The sequence below is a fragment of the Vogesella facilis genome (genome assembly GCF_042648525.1).
In the GTDB taxonomy this organism is placed as follows: Bacteria; Pseudomonadota; Gammaproteobacteria; order Burkholderiales; family Chromobacteriaceae; genus Vogesella; species Vogesella facilis.
Map to the genome: position 1 here is coordinate 182868 of NZ_JBHRXN010000030.1, position 13500 is coordinate 196367.

The 13500-nt window shown below is 63.8% G+C and carries 13 protein-coding genes; 2 read left to right on the forward strand and 11 right to left on the reverse strand.

Annotation, left to right across the window (positions count from 1 at the left end; all coding sequences use genetic code 11):
• Window positions 1–13: 13 nt before the first annotated feature.
• The 4 genes from oppB to ACFOLG_RS10670 form a co-directional block, all read right to left on the reverse strand.
• Window positions 14–934 carry an oligopeptide ABC transporter permease OppB gene (gene oppB, locus ACFOLG_RS10655; protein ID WP_386091553.1) on the reverse strand — a complete coding sequence of 307 codons (921 nt, stop codon included), beginning with the start codon at window positions 932–934 and terminating at the stop codon, window positions 14–16.
• A gap of 202 nt (window positions 935–1136) precedes the next feature.
• Window positions 1137–2741: a peptide ABC transporter substrate-binding protein gene (locus ACFOLG_RS10660; RefSeq protein WP_386091554.1), complete on the reverse strand. Its 1605-nt coding sequence runs from the start codon at window positions 2739–2741 to the stop codon at window positions 1137–1139.
• A gap of 237 nt (window positions 2742–2978) precedes the next feature.
• A complete protein-coding gene (pyrC, locus tag ACFOLG_RS10665) occupies window positions 2979–4010 on the reverse strand; it encodes a dihydroorotase (protein ID WP_386091556.1) in 1032 nt (343 codons plus the stop codon).
• 54 nt (window positions 4011–4064) lie between these two features.
• Window positions 4065–4295 carry a sulfurtransferase TusA family protein gene (locus tag ACFOLG_RS10670; protein ID WP_386091558.1) on the reverse strand — a complete coding sequence of 77 codons (231 nt, stop codon included), beginning with the start codon at window positions 4293–4295 and terminating at the stop codon, window positions 4065–4067.
• Window positions 4296–4368: 73 nt separating this feature from the next.
• On the opposite strand from ACFOLG_RS10670, the gene ACFOLG_RS10675 reads away from it, so the two are divergent.
• Together ACFOLG_RS10675 and ACFOLG_RS10680 are read left to right on the forward strand one after the other, a co-directional pair.
• The gene (locus tag ACFOLG_RS10675) at window positions 4369–5142 is read left to right on the forward strand and encodes an NRDE family protein (protein ID WP_386091560.1); all 774 of its coding nucleotides are present in this window, start codon (window positions 4369–4371) and stop codon (window positions 5140–5142) included.
• Complete coding sequence (locus ACFOLG_RS10680) at window positions 5139–5708, forward strand: CNP1-like family protein (RefSeq protein WP_386091561.1); 570 nt, start codon at window positions 5139–5141, stop codon at window positions 5706–5708. Before ACFOLG_RS10675 ends, ACFOLG_RS10680 begins: the two co-directional genes overlap by 4 nt.
• 64 nt (window positions 5709–5772) lie before the next feature.
• On the opposite strand, the gene lpxC is transcribed toward ACFOLG_RS10680, so the two are convergent.
• From lpxC to murG, 7 genes are all read right to left on the reverse strand, one after another.
• Window positions 5773–6684, reverse strand: coding sequence for a UDP-3-O-acyl-N-acetylglucosamine deacetylase (gene lpxC / locus ACFOLG_RS10685; protein WP_386091755.1), 912 nt, complete (start codon window positions 6682–6684; stop codon window positions 5773–5775).
• 98 nt (window positions 6685–6782) lie between these two features.
• Window positions 6783–7970 carry a cell division protein FtsZ gene (gene ftsZ / locus ACFOLG_RS10690; RefSeq protein ID WP_386091563.1) on the reverse strand — a complete coding sequence of 396 codons (1188 nt, stop codon included), beginning with the start codon at window positions 7968–7970 and terminating at the stop codon, window positions 6783–6785.
• Window positions 7971–8022: 52 nt separating this feature from the next.
• Complete coding sequence (gene ftsA / locus ACFOLG_RS10695; protein WP_449369285.1) at window positions 8023–9261, reverse strand: cell division protein FtsA; 1239 nt, start codon at window positions 9259–9261, stop codon at window positions 8023–8025.
• Between the two features lie 14 nt (window positions 9262–9275).
• Entirely contained in the window at window positions 9276–9974 is a 699-nt protein-coding gene (locus tag ACFOLG_RS10700; protein WP_386091565.1) for a cell division protein FtsQ/DivIB, read from the reverse strand.
• A gap of 19 nt (window positions 9975–9993) precedes the next feature.
• Entirely contained in the window at window positions 9994–10905 is a 912-nt protein-coding gene (locus ACFOLG_RS10705; RefSeq protein WP_386091567.1) for a D-alanine--D-alanine ligase, read from the reverse strand.
• Window positions 10906–10956: 51 nt separating this feature from the next.
• Complete coding sequence (gene murC, locus ACFOLG_RS10710; RefSeq protein ID WP_386091569.1) at window positions 10957–12351, reverse strand: UDP-N-acetylmuramate--L-alanine ligase; 1395 nt, start codon at window positions 12349–12351, stop codon at window positions 10957–10959.
• A gap of 38 nt (window positions 12352–12389) precedes the next feature.
• Window positions 12390–13481, reverse strand: coding sequence for an undecaprenyldiphospho-muramoylpentapeptide beta-N-acetylglucosaminyltransferase (murG, locus tag ACFOLG_RS10715; RefSeq protein ID WP_386091571.1), 1092 nt, complete (start codon window positions 13479–13481; stop codon window positions 12390–12392).
• Window positions 13482–13500 lie beyond the last annotated feature (19 nt).

The window sequence follows — 13500 nt, forward strand, 5'->3', positions numbered from 1 at the left end:
TTCCTTGCGACGCTCAGTAGCGGATTTTCGGGTCAAGCAGCGCATACGCCAGATCGACCAGCAGGTTGAGTACCACGGCCACCACGGTGACCAGTACCACCAGCCCCAGCACCAGGGTGTAGTCGCGGTTGGAGGCGCCATTGACGATCAGCTTGCCCAGGCCCGGCAGCGAGAACACCGACTCGGTCACCACCGCGGCGGTGATGGAGGAGATCGCCAGCGGCCCCAGTACCGACACCACCGGCATCAGCGCCGGTTTCAGCGAGTGGCGGAACACGATGGTGCGCAGCGGCAGGCCCTTGGCCTTGGCGGTGCGGATGAAGTTGGAGTTCAGCACTTCGATCAGGCTGCCGCGCATCACGCGGCCGATGGTGGACACGTTGATGAAGGTGAGCAGCGCCATCGGCAGCACCATGTAGCTGAGCTGGAAATCGTTCCAGCCGCCGGCCGGCAGCAGCGGGAACCAGATGGCGAAGACCATGATCAGCACCGGGCCGATGATGAAGGACGGGAAGGCGCTGCCCAGGTTGCCGATCAGCATCACCAGGTAGTCGACCATGCTGTTCTGGCGCAGCGCGGCGATGATGCCGAGGCCGACGCCGATGAACACCGACAGCAGCAGCGAGCCGCCGCCGATGGCCAGCGATACCGGCAGCGCATTGGCCACCAGGTCGTTCACGCTCCAGTCGGCGTAGCGGAAAGAGGCGCCCAGGTCACCCTGCAGCAGGCTCTTCAGGTAATAGAGGTATTGTTGCCACAGCGGCAGGTCCAGATGGTATTTGGCCTGCAGGTTGGCCAGCACCGCGGCGGAAATCTTGCGTTCGGTATCGAACGGGCCACCGGGGGTAGCGTGCAGCATCAGGTAACAGACGGTGATGACGAGCAGCAATGTGGGAATCGTCATCAATACGCGGCGAAAAGCGTAAGACCACATAGGGGGAATACTCCAAGTCGGGAGGGTGAGTGCCCGGTCGGGAGAGTGCAGCAGGAAACCCTGCACCCGCCTGCGCCTTGTGGGAGCAGCCGGTACCAGACACGCCGACAGCACTTGTAACAACTATAAGCCGGGCGCCCGCGATACGGGGCCCGGCCTTGGACAACGGGGAGGCGCGGCCTCCCCGCCTACCATCAGGCACTTAGTGCTTGATGATGTACAGGTCCTTGTTGCGGTAGCGGTCCATCGGGTTCTTGGTGGAGTAGCCACCAACGTAGGACTTCACCAGACGCGGTACGGTGTACTGCAACAGCGGGATCATCGGGTAGTCGTCCATGATCATCTTGGTAGCCTGGGTCAGCAGCTGCTTGCGCTTGGCCGCGTCCTTGCTCTGGTTACCCTGCTTGATCAGTTCTTCTGCCTTCGGGTTGCAGTTGCCGTTGTCGTTCTGGTCGTTGCCACACTGCACCAGCGCCAGGAAGGTGGTGGCGTCGTTGTAGTCGGCTACCCAGCCGTTACGGGCAATCTGGTAGTCGCCGTCGTGACGCTTCTTCAGCAGCACCTTGAACTCCATGTTTTCCATGTCGGTGTTCAGGCCGAGCTTGGACTTCCATTCGGAAGCGGCGAAGATCGCCATCTTCTTGTGGTATTCACTGGTGTTGTAGGTGAACTTGATCTTGGCGCCCGGCTGCACGCCAGCAGCGGCCAGCAGCTTCTTGGCTTCGGCCACGCGCTGGGCCATCGGCCATTTCGCCCAGTCGTAGCTGGTCACGTCGGCGCCGGCAGTGCCGCGCACCACCACGCTGTAAGCCGGTACCTGGCCGTCAGCGGTGATCTTGGCGGACAGGATGTCGCGGTCGATGACCATCGACAGTGCCTTGCGCACGCGGATGTCCTTCATCATCGGGTCTTTGGCGTTCAGACCGTAGTAACGCAGGCCCAGCATCGGCGCGTTGCGGATGTCTTTCGGCAGCTCGGCCTTGTACTTCTCATAGGTGCCCGGGGGCAGCTGGTATACCCAGTCGTTTTCGCCGGACTGGAACAGTTTCACGTCGGCAAAACCGTCTTCGATCGGCAGGTAGGTCACCTTGGTCAACTGTACGTTGGCCTTGTCCCAGTAGTTGCCGCTTTTCTCGATGATCAGCTTGCTGTTCACCATCCAGTCTTTCAGCACGAAGGCACCGTTGCCGACGAACTTGCCCGGCTTGGTCCAGTCCTTGCCGAACTTGTCGATCGCCTGCTTCGGCGCCGGGCCCAGCTGGGTGTTGGACACCAGTTCCGGCATGAAGGCTACCGGGTACGGGGTCTTGATTTCCAGGGTGTACTTGTCGACCGCTTTCACGCCCACGTCGATCAGCGGTTTCTTGCCTTCGGCGGCTTCCTGGCCGTTAACCAGGAAAATGCCGTAGGTGGTGGCATAAGGAGAGGCAGTTTTCGGATCCAGGAAGCGGCGGATACCGTAAACGAAGTCATCAGCGGTCACATTGCTGCCGTCGGACCATTTGGCGTTCTTGCGCAGCTTGAATACCCAGGTGGTCGGGTCGGTCTGTTTCCAGGACTCGGCCACGCCCGGTACGACCTTGCCGTCGGCGTCGGTCGCGGTCAGACCTTCGAACAGGTCGCGGGCAATGTTGTTGGCACCAACGGACTCGGCCAGCGCCGGGTCGAGGGATTCGGCTTCGGAACCGTTGTTACGGGTCAGTTCCTGCTTGGCGGCCAGTTGGACACCAGCCGGCACCTTGGCGGCCAGGGCGCTCGGGGCGGCCAGGGCCAGGGCAACGGAAGCGGCTACTACGCTGATAGTCATCGCTTTTTTCATATTCTCCTGCTCTCCTTGAACAAGAAACGACCTGCGGCGTGCAGGTCGTTCTGAAAAACAAACTGTGTGGATACAGTACGCAAAGGCGAGGCCATTATGCACAGCAGACATAGCTGCTACAAGAGTGAAAAACCGCTTTCCGCGCTAAACCCCCATCTAGGCGTAGCATTTCTTTCATAGAAATGTTGTAGAAACACTAATTTCATGCCAAGCCATGAGTCAGGCTCATGGCAGGCATCGCCAGTGCACATGCTCGCCGGCGCGCAGCGGTACCAGTTCCTCTTCACCATAGGTGAGCGCGCTCGGAACCTGCCAGCTTTCTTTCAGCAAAGTGATGGTATCGGCATTGCGTGGCAGGCCATAAAATGCCGGGCCGTTGAAACTGGCGAAGGCCTCCAGCTTGTCCAGCGCGCCGGCCTGTTCGAAGGCTTCGGCATACAGCTCGATGGCAGCATTGGCGGTGTACATGCCGGCACAGCCGCAGGCGGCTTCCTTGGCGTGGCGCGCGTGCGGTGCACTGTCGGTACCGAGGAAGAACTTGGCGCTGCCGCTGGTGGCGGCCTTGACCAGCGCTTCGCGGTGCAGTTCGCGCTTCAGCACCGGCAGACAGTAGTGATGCGGGCGGATGCCGCCGGTGAACAGCGCATTGCGGTTCATCAGCAAATGGTGGGCGGTGATGGTGGCCGCCACGTTGGCCGGGGCGGCGGCAACATACTCGGCGGCCTGGCGGGTGGTGATGTGCTCGAACACCACGCGCAGCTGCGGCAGGCGCTGCATCAGCGGCTCGAACACGGTGTCGATGAACACCGCCTCGCGGTCGAACACGTCCACATTCGGATCGGTCACCTCGCCGTGCACCAGCAGCGGCATGCCCACTTCCGCCATCGCTTCCAGCGCCGTCATGGCATTGGCCACGTCGCGCACGCCGGCGTCGGAGTTGGTGGTGGCGCCGGCCGGGTACAGCTTGATGCCGTGCACGAAACCGCTGGCCTTGGCCTTGCGCACTTCCTCGGCGCTGGTGGTTTCGGTCAGGTACAGCGTCATCAGCGGCTCGAACTGGCTGCCGGTCGGACGCGCCGCCAGAATGCGCTCGCGGTAGGCGGCGGCGGCCTCGACGGTGGTCACCGGCGGCTTGAGGTTGGGCATCACGATGGCGCGGCCCATCTGGCGGCAGGTATCCGGCAGCACCGCCTGCATGGCGACGCCGTCGCGCAGGTGCAGGTGCCAGTCGTCCGGGCGGGTAAGGGTGAGTTTCATGTCGGGCCTTTCAGTTTCTAATGGGCGAATCCGGTAATACGTTGGCCGCAAGCCTTACTTGCGGCGGACAACCAGCAGGAACTTGCCTTCTGCTGTGACCGACGATTCCAGCAGCTGGTTGCCGGTCTGGCGGCAGAACGCTTCGAAGTCCTTGGGTGCTCCCGGGTCGGTGGCCAGCACCGACAGCACCTGGCCGCTGTCCATGGTGGCCAGCGCTTTTTTCGAGCGCAAAATCGGTAATGGGCAATTCAGACCGGAGAGGTCCAGCTGTTGATCTGGCTGCATAGTCGCTCCCTGCACGCTTAGTCGCTACAATAAACCGGTCATTTTAAATGAGCTTGCCCGCAAAGCCCCAACCATGTGCGTGATTGCCCTGGCTTACAAGACACCGGCCCTTGGCCCGCTGGTGCTGCTCGCCAATCGTGACGAGTACTATCGCCGTCCCAGCGCCGCGCTGGAGTTCTGGCAGGATGCACCGCAGACGCTGGGCGGGCGCGACCTGCAGGCCGGCGGCAGCTGGCTGGCGATCGATACCCGCGGCAGGTTGGCCGCGGTTACCCATATCCGCGATGGCCGCCCGCCAGGCGGCACGCGCTCGCGTGGCGAACTGGTACAGCGCTTTGTCACCGGCGACGAGGAGCCGCTGGCGTTTGCCGCCTGGCTGCGCGAACATCGCCACGAGTTCGGCGCCTTCAACCTGCTGTTCGGCCCCAGCAACGACCTGCTGCACTTCAACAGCCGCAGCGGCATGCTCAACCGCGTCAGCCCCGGCATCCACGTGCTGGCCAATGCTGACATGGACACGCCGTGGTTCAAGAGCCAACGCCTGCGCGCGCAGCTGGCCACGCTGCGCCGCCCGCCGCAGGAAGCGGAGGTACTGCCCTGGCTCAGCGACGCCACTGCGGCCAACGTGGCGGAACTGCCGAATACCGGCGTCGGTCTGGCGCTGGAAAAAATGCTGTCCCCTGTTTTCATCGTAGGCCGTGACTACGGTACGCGAGCCTCTTCCCTGCTGACCGTCAACGCCCGTGGCGACGTCGGCTTTTCCGAGATCAGCTGGGGCATGGGCGGCCGAGAAACAGGCCGCCGCCGTTACCAGCTGCGCATTGGACAACCCAGGACCTTATCTTGAACAAATTCTCGCAACAGCTGCCCCTCGCCCTTGCCCTGCTGCTGGCAGCCAACCTGGCGCATGCCGACCTGTCGGGCAAGAACCGCCCGCGTCAAATACCGCTGAATCCTTATGTGGAAGATTTTGTCTGGCAGGAAAAACCGCAGGCCGTCCCGGCGTACGCCAGCACGCCGCAATGGCTGGAGCTGCCGATGCCGGCCAGCGTGCGCCCCAAGGTATTTGTCGACATATCGGATATGCAGCTGGGCGAGGACGAAGTGATTCGTTACACCCTGCGCCAGCTCAGCAGCAGCGGTATCGAGAACATCAGCCGCGAAGGACTCTACTGCATCAAGCGCCAGCTGCGCAGCTACGCCTATGGCGATACGGTCAACAAGCGCTGGATCGAGGCGCAGAACAACAGCTGGCGCGGCGTAGCCGCCAATGACTGGGTGCGCCGCGAACTGATCGACGCCATGTGCCCGAAGGGCTGGGCGCCGCCGACGCTGGAGGAAATCCACAGTAACCTGAACAAGGCCGCGCATCTCGACCGCACGCCGCAGCTGGAAAAAGAACGCAAGCTGTAACAACCTCCACCCAGCAAAAAAGCCGCGAACTGCTTCGCGGCTTTTTTGTTGCGGCCAACCTTGTTTACAGCACTTCCGGCAGGCGGTGGAAGCTGGACGGCACCTCTTCCGGCTGCGAGAAGGACACGAACTCCCAGGCCTCCGGCGTATCCAGCAGCACGCGCAGCAGCTTGTTGTTCAGCGCGTGACCGGACTTGAAGCCGCTGAAGGCGGCGATCAGCGGATGGCCGACGATGTACAGGTCGCCGATGGCGTCTAGGATCTTGTGGCGCACGAACTCGTCCGGAAAGCGCAGCCCCTCCGGGTTGAGCACGTATTCGTCGTCGATCACGATGGCGTTGTTGAGGTTGCCGCCGCGGCCCAGGCCGTGCTGGCGCATGTATTCCACTTCGTGCATAAAGCCGAAGGTGCGCGCGCGGCTGATCTCGTCGATATACGAGCGCGAGGCGAAGTCGATGTGCACCGTCTGCGGTGCGCGGTTGAACGCCGGGTGGTTGAATTCGATCGACAGCTCCACGCTGAAACCGTCGTGCGGGGTGAGCTTCACCCACTTGTCGCCTTCCACCACTTCCACCGGCTGTTTCACCCGGATGAATTTCTTCGGTCTGGCCTGTTCCTCGATGCCAGCCGTCTGCAACAGAAAGATGAACGGTGCGGCAGAGCCATCCATGATGGGAATCTCTGCCGCCGTTACATCCACAACCACGTTATCGATGCCCAGCCCTGCAAAAGCCGACATCAAATGCTCGATCGTGCCGACACGCACGCCGGTGTCTGTCACCAGCGTCGAGGAGAGGCGCGTGTCGTTCACGAGCGACGGTTGTGCCGCCACCTCGACCGGCGCGGGCAGGTCGGTGCGGCGAAAGACGATGCCGGTGTCGGGCGCGGCCGGGTGCAGGGTGAGTTTCACCCGCTCGCCGGAGTGCAAACCAACGCCGGTTGCGCTGATCGTCTGTTTCAGCGTGCGCTGCAGGATCATGAATACATCCCTGACTTGATTGATGGCGGCAATGTTATCACAGGCCATTTTCGGCCCTGATTGATTCATCCACCGCGCTCAATAAGCCGGGACTATCAGTCCGCCTGTTTGCGCAGGAAGGCCGGAATGTCGTAGGACTCGCTTACTTCCGGATCGGAGAAGTCCGCCGACATCGGTGCGCGACGGCCGCGGCCACCGCGAATCACCGCCGGGGTTTCCAGATCGGCAAAGTTCACTTCCATGGCGACATTGTCGGTACCGGTTTTCAGCACCTTGATGTAATCCGGGCGCTCGGTACGGCCGGACTGCGGCTTCTGCCCCAGGCCGGTGGCGATCAGCGTCACGCGGATGGTGTCTTCCGGCATGTCTTCCACTTCAGCGGTACCGAATTTCACCTGTGCATCGTCGTCGGCGTACTGACGGATGATGCTCATGATCTCGCGGTATTCGCTCATCTTCAGGCAGCCCGGCGCGGTGGAGATGTTCACCAGCACGCCACGCGCACCTTCCAGCGTGATGTTGTCCAGCAGCGGGCTGGCCACGGCCTGCTCGGCGGCCACGCGGGCGCGGTCGATGCCGGAAGCGTAGGCGGAACCCATCATTGCCAGACCCATTTCACCCATCACCGCGCGCACGTCGGCAAAGTCGACGTTGATCAGGCCCGGGCAGGTGATCACTTCCGAGATACCGGCCACCGCGCCCTTGAGCACGTCGTCGGCGGCGCGGAAGGCTTCGCGCATGGTGACGTCTTCACCCAGCACCGCCATCAGCTTCTCGTTGGGGATCACGATCAGCGAATCGACATGCTTTTTCAGCAGGTCGATACCGTCGCCGGCCACGCGCAGGCGGCGGCCTTCATGCTCGAACGGACGAGTCACCACTCCCACGGTGAGGATGCCCAGTTCCTTGGCCACCTCGGCCACCACCGGAGCGGCGCCGGTACCGGTACCACCACCCATCCCGGCGGTAACGAACACCATGTTGGCACCGCGCAGCATCTCGGCGATGCGCTCGCGGTCTTCCAGCGCGGCGCTGCGGCCAACCTCCGGGTTGGCACCGGCACCCAGACCACGGGTCAGGTTGTTGCCCAGTTGCAGTTTCAGGCCGGCCTTGTTGCGTTGCAGCGCCTGGGCATCGGTGTTGGCGCAGATGAATTCCACACCAGCCACTTTGCTGTCGATCATGTTGTCGATGGCGTTGCAGCCGCCACCACCAACACCGATCACCTTGATGACTGCCGCGTTGGCAGTCTCTTGCATTACTTCGAATACCATGCCGCTCATTTTTCCTCTCCTGTAAAAAGATGAGCTGTTGACGGACGAATCGCTTACCTGCTTAGAAGTTGCCGGCGAACCACGCCTTCATCTTCTGGAACATCTGCCCCACACCGGCGCCATCAGACTTGTGGCCGATACGAGGCTGCATCTGGTCCTTGCCGTACAGCAGCAAGCCCACGCCGGTCGAGAAGCGCGGGTTCTTCACCACTTCCGACAGGCCACCCACATACTTCGGAACGCCGATGCGCACCGGCATGTGGAACACTTCTTCGGCCAGTTCCACCATGCCCGGCATCAGGCTGGCACCACCGGTCAATACCATGCCCGAGGACAACACTTCCTCGAAGCCGCTGCGGCGCAGCTCCTGCTGCACCAGCTGGAACAATTCCTCCACCCGCGGCTCGATCACTTCGGCCAGGGTGGCGCGCGACATCTGGCGCGGGCCGCGTTCGCCCACCCCCGGCACCTCGATCATCTGCGACGGATCGGCCAGGCCGACCAGCGACACGCCGTGCTGGATCTTGATGTCCTCGGCTTCCTTGGTCGGGGTGCGCAGCGCCATGGCGATATCGTTGGTGATCTGGTCGCCGGCAATCGGAATCACCGCGGTATGGCGGATGGCGCCGTTGGCATACACCGCGATATCGGTGGTGCCACCGCCGATGTCGATCAGGCACACCCCCAATTCGCGCTCGTCTTCCGACAGCACCGCGTTAGCCGACGCCATCGGCTGCAGCACCAGGTCGGACACTTCCAGCCCGCAACGGCGCACGCACTTGGCCACGTTCTGCGCGGCGGACACCGCGCCGGTGACGATATGCACCTTGGCCTCCAGCCGCACGCCGCTCATGCCCAGCGGCTCGCGCACGCCTTCCTGGCCGTCGATGCTGTATTCCTGGGTCAGGATGTGCAGCACCTGGTGATCCGGCGGAATCGACACCGCGCGCGCGGTCTCGATCACGCGGTCGATATCCATCTGCGTCACTTCGCGGTCCTTGATCGCCACCATGCCGTGCGAGTTGACGCTCTTGATGTGGCTGCCGGCGATGCCGGTAAACACCTCGTTGATCTTGCAATCGGCCATCAGCTCGGCCTCTTCCAGCGCGCGCTGGATCGCCTGCACGGTGGATTCGATGTTCACCACCATGCCGCGTTTCAGGCCGCGCGAAGGCACCTGGCCCATGCCGACGATATTGATCTGGCCTTCTTCCAGCACCTCGGCAACGATCGCCACGATCTTCGAGGTGCCGATATCCAGGCCGACCAGCATGTTCTTGCTTTCCTTAGGTTTGCTCACCTGTCGCTCCAAGCTCAAAGCTTCTTTCCTGCCACCGCCGGCGCCTTGTAATCGGGCATCCGCACGGCGAATCCGTTGGGGTAACGCAAATCCACATACGTGATGTGGTAGGGCAGCGTGGCCAGGCTCTTCGGCCAGTGCAGCGCAAAGCGCGCCAGCCGCTCCAGCACCGCACCATGTCCCAGTTCCAGCGTGATCCCGTTATCCAGTTCCATCCGCCACGCCTCGCGCTCCGACAACCACAGTCGGGCCGGCTGCAGGCGCACCGGCATCAGCTGCTGCCTGGCGGCCTGCAGCATCTTCACCATTTCCTTCTCGCTCGCCGCCGGGCCGAACAGCACCGGCAGCGGCTGGTCGCTGGCGGCATCGAACCAGCGCGCCTCGGTACTGATCAGCCCCGAATCGCCCCAGCGCGCCAGCGCCACATGCTCGCTGACCGCGATGTCCAGCCGGTCCGGCCAGGTGCGGCGCACCTGCACTTCACGCACCCACGGCAGCTTCTCGAACGCGCCGCGGGTCTTGTCGATGTCCAGCGTGAAGAACGTGCCGGTCAGCTCGTTCTGCGCGATGTACTTCAACTGCACCGGCGTCACCTTGTTCACTTCTCCACTGATGTGGATCCGCTTCACCGGAAACAGCGGCGCATGTGTCAGCCAGAAGCCCCCGGCATACAGCAACATCAATAACGACGCGGTCAGCAGCAGGTTGGCCACCGCCCGCAGTACGGCATGGTTATCCCACATGAGCTGCCGCCAGCACCTTCACGCACAGGTCCTCGTACGACAAGCCTTCTGCCCGCGCCGCCATCGGCACTAGGCTGTGGCTGGTCATCCCCGGGTTGGTATTCACTTCCAGCAGGTAGATGCCGCCCTGCTCGTCCATCAGGAAATCCACCCGCGCCCAGCCACGGCAACCCAGTACGCGGAACGCCTGCAGCGCCAGCTCGCGCGCCCGCTGCTCCACCGCCGGCGCCAGCCCGGACGGACAGCGGTACACGGTGTCGTCGCGGAAATACTTGGCCTGGTAGTCGTAGAACTCGGTGGCCGGCTCGATCTTGATGGTCGGGTAGGCCTTGTCGTCGATCACCGCACAGGTGTACTCGCCGCCGCCGATGAACTGCTCGGCGATCACGATGCTGTCGTACTTACGTGCTTCCTCGTAGGCGGCCTGCAGCCCACCCGGATTCTTCACCTTGGTCACACCGATGCTGGAGCCCTCGGTGGACGGCTTGACGAAGATCGGCAGCCCCAGTTGCTGCTCGATGGCGGCGAAGTCGCTGTCGTCGTTCAGCAGCTCGAAAGCCGGAATCGGCAGGCCGGCGCCCTTCCACAGCAGCTTGGTGCGCCACTTGTCCATGCAGATCGCCGACGCCAGCACGCCGCAGCCGGTGTACGGCATGCCCATCGCTTCCAGCGCACCCTGCAGCGTGCCATCCTCGCCGAACGGGCCGTGCAGGATGTTGAACACGCGGGCAAAGCCCTCTGCCTGCAGCGCCGCCAACGGTTTTTCCGCCGGGTCGAAGGCATGCGCATCCACGCCTTTGCTCTGCAGCGCCGCCAGCACGCCGCCGCCGCTCATCAGCGACACTTCGCGCTCTGCCGAGCTGCCGCCCATCACTACTGCCACTTTGCCAAACTGCTTCATCTTGCTTCCTTGCTGCCGCATGTAGCGCATGCGGCCAACCTTGTGTCTGTGTCAGGCCTTGACGGCGGCCACCAGCTTGGCCGGGATGCCGCCGATGGAACCGGCGCCCATGGTGATCACCACGTCGCCGTCGCGCGCCATGTCGCTGATGGTCTGCTGCATGTCGGTAATCTGTTCGACGAACAGCGGCTCCACCTTGCCCCCCACCCGCACCGCCCGCGCCAGCGCGCGGCCGTCGGCGGCCACGATCGGCGCCTCGCCAGCGGCGTACACCTCGGCCAGCAGCAGCGCGTCGACGGTGGACAGCACCTTGACGAAATCCTCGAACAGGTCGCGGGTGCGGCTGTAACGGTGCGGCTGGAACGCCAGCACCAGGCGCTTTTCCGGGAAGGCACCACGCACCGCGGCCAGGGTGGCGGCCATTTCCACCGGGTGGTGGCCGTAATCGTCGATCAGGGTGTAGCTGCCGCCGTCCTTGGCCGGCACCTCGCCGTAGCGCTGGAAGCGACGACCGACACCGGCGAACTCGGCCAGGCCCTGCTGGATGGCGGCCACGTCGGCACCGCACTCCAGGCCGATGGCGGTGGCGGCCAGCGCGTTCAGCACGTTGTGGCGGCCCGGCATGTTCAGTGTCAGCGGGAAGCGCAGTCCCTCGCCTTTCACCACCACGTCGAAATGCATGCGGCCGGCATCGGCCACCACGTTCTCGGCGTAGATGTCGGCGCTGTCGTCCAGGCCGTAGGTGGTCACCGGCTTTTTCAGCGCCGGCACGATGCTGCGTACATGCTCGTCGTCCACGCACAGCACGGCGCGGCCGTAGAACGGCAGGCGGTGGATGAAGTCGATGAACGCCTGCTTCAGCTTGTCGAAGCTGTGGTCGTAGGTGTCCATGTGGTCGGCGTCGATATTGGTGATCACCGCCATTACCGGCTGCAGGTGCAGGAAGGAGGCGTCGGATTCGTCGGCCTCGGCCACCAGGTATTCGCCGCTGCCCAGGCGGGCATTGGTGCCGGCGGCGGTGAGCTTGCCGCCGATCACGAAAGTCGGGTCCAGCTTGGCCGCGCCCAGCACCGAGGCGGAGAGGCTGGTGGTGGTGGTCTTGCCGTGGGTGCCGGCGATGGCGATGCCCTGCTTGAAGCGCATCAGCTCGGCCAGCATCATCGCGCGCGGAATCACCGGGATATGGCGCGCCTGCGCTTCCATCACCTCCGGGTTGTCCGCCTTCACCGCGGTGGAGGTCACCACCACGTCGGCGCCCTGGATATAAGTGGCGTCATGGCCGAAGTGGATGCGCGCCCCCTGCTCGGTCAGGCGCTTGGTAGCGGCGTTGTCGGCCATGTCGGAACCGGACACGGTATAGCCCAGGTTCAGCAGCACCTCGGCGATGCCGCACATGCCGACGCCGCCGATGCCGACAAAGTGAATGTGTTTGACTCGATGTTTCATTGTGTCTTCTCTTGCTCGGGACCCGTCGGGGCCCTGTCCTATTCGCTATCCGCCAGTGCCTGGCACAAGTCGGCCACGCGGGCCGCCGCCGCCGGCTTGGCCAGCGCGCGGGCTTTTTCTGCCATCTGCTGCAACTGCGGCCGGCTGAGGTCTGCCAGCAAACCGGCCAGTTGCTGCGGGTTCATCTCCTGCTGCGGCAGATGGATGGCGGCGCCGCCGGCGGCCATCCATGCTGCGTTGTCGCGCTGGTGCGAAGTGGTGGACACCACCAGCGGCACCAGGATGCTGGGCACGCCGGCGGCACACAGTTCGCTGACAGTGATTGCACCGGCACGGCACAGGATCACGTCGCACTCGGCCAGCAGCGCGGCCATATTGTCGATGAAGGGCAGCAGCGTCACATCGCGGCCAACCTTCAGTCCGGCGGCGGCATATGCCTGCTCCACCGCCGTAAAATTCTTCTCGCCGGTCTGATGCGTCAGCAGCGGCCGCGCCGCCGCCGGCATCGCCGCCAGCGCCTGTGGCAGGGTGTCGTTCAGCACCTTGGCACCCAGGCTGCCGCCCACCACCAGCACGCGCAGCGGGCCAGTACGGCCAGCGAAGCGCTGCGCCGGTGCCGGCATGTCGGCGATCTCGGCGCGTACCGGGTTGCCGGTCACCACCGCCTTCTTCAACCGCGCGGCATCGCCGTCGAAACCGCAGGCCAGGTGATCGGCAAACGGCAGCAACGCCTTGTTGCTCAGCAGCAGGCCGGCATCGGCATTCACCATCACCAGCGGCTTCCACAGCAGCGCGGCGGCTAGGCCGGTGGGTAGGCAGACATAGCCGCCCATGCCCAGCACCACGTCCGGGCGGTGGCGGAACAGCAGCTGCAGGCTCTGCACGAAGGCCACGCCCAGTTGCAGCACGCCCTTCAGCGAGCCGAACAGCCCCTTGCCGCGCACGCCGTGGAACGGCAGCCGCACCAGCGGGAAGCCGGTGGGCGGCACTAGTTTGTTTTCCATGCCGCGCTCGGTGCCGATCCACAGCACGTCCCAGCCACGGCTTTGCAGCTCGCGCGCCACCGCGATGCCGGGGACGATGTGTCCGCCCGTGCCTGCTGCCATCACCATGACCGTACGCTTTGCCATCTTTGCTTTCTCTATCGTG

Excerpts from the sequence above, each read along its gene's own strand:
- pyrC (WP_386091556.1), bottom strand. The coding sequence starts at position 4,010 with ATGAAACTCACCCTTACCCGCCCGGACGACTGGCACCTGCACCTGCGC.
- ACFOLG_RS10660 (WP_386091554.1), bottom strand. The coding sequence starts at position 2,741 with ATGACTATCAGCGTAGTAGCCGCTTCCGTTGCCCTGGCCCTGGCCGCC.
- murG (WP_386091571.1), bottom strand. The coding sequence starts at position 13,481 with ATGGCAAAGCGTACGGTCATGGTGATGGCAGCAGGCACGGGCGGACAC.
- ACFOLG_RS10675 (WP_386091560.1), top strand. The coding sequence starts at position 4,369 with ATGTGCGTGATTGCCCTGGCTTACAAGACACCGGCCCTTGGCCCGCTG.
- ACFOLG_RS10705 (WP_386091567.1), bottom strand. The coding sequence starts at position 10,905 with ATGAAGCAGTTTGGCAAAGTGGCAGTAGTGATGGGCGGCAGCTCGGCA.
- oppB (WP_386091553.1), bottom strand. The coding sequence starts at position 934 with ATGTGGTCTTACGCTTTTCGCCGCGTATTGATGACGATTCCCACATTG.
- ACFOLG_RS10670 (WP_386091558.1), bottom strand. The coding sequence starts at position 4,295 with ATGCAGCCAGATCAACAGCTGGACCTCTCCGGTCTGAATTGCCCATTA.
- ftsZ (WP_386091563.1), bottom strand. The coding sequence starts at position 7,970 with ATGAGCGGCATGGTATTCGAAGTAATGCAAGAGACTGCCAACGCGGCA.
- murC (WP_386091569.1), bottom strand. The coding sequence starts at position 12,351 with ATGAAACATCGAGTCAAACACATTCACTTTGTCGGCATCGGCGGCGTC.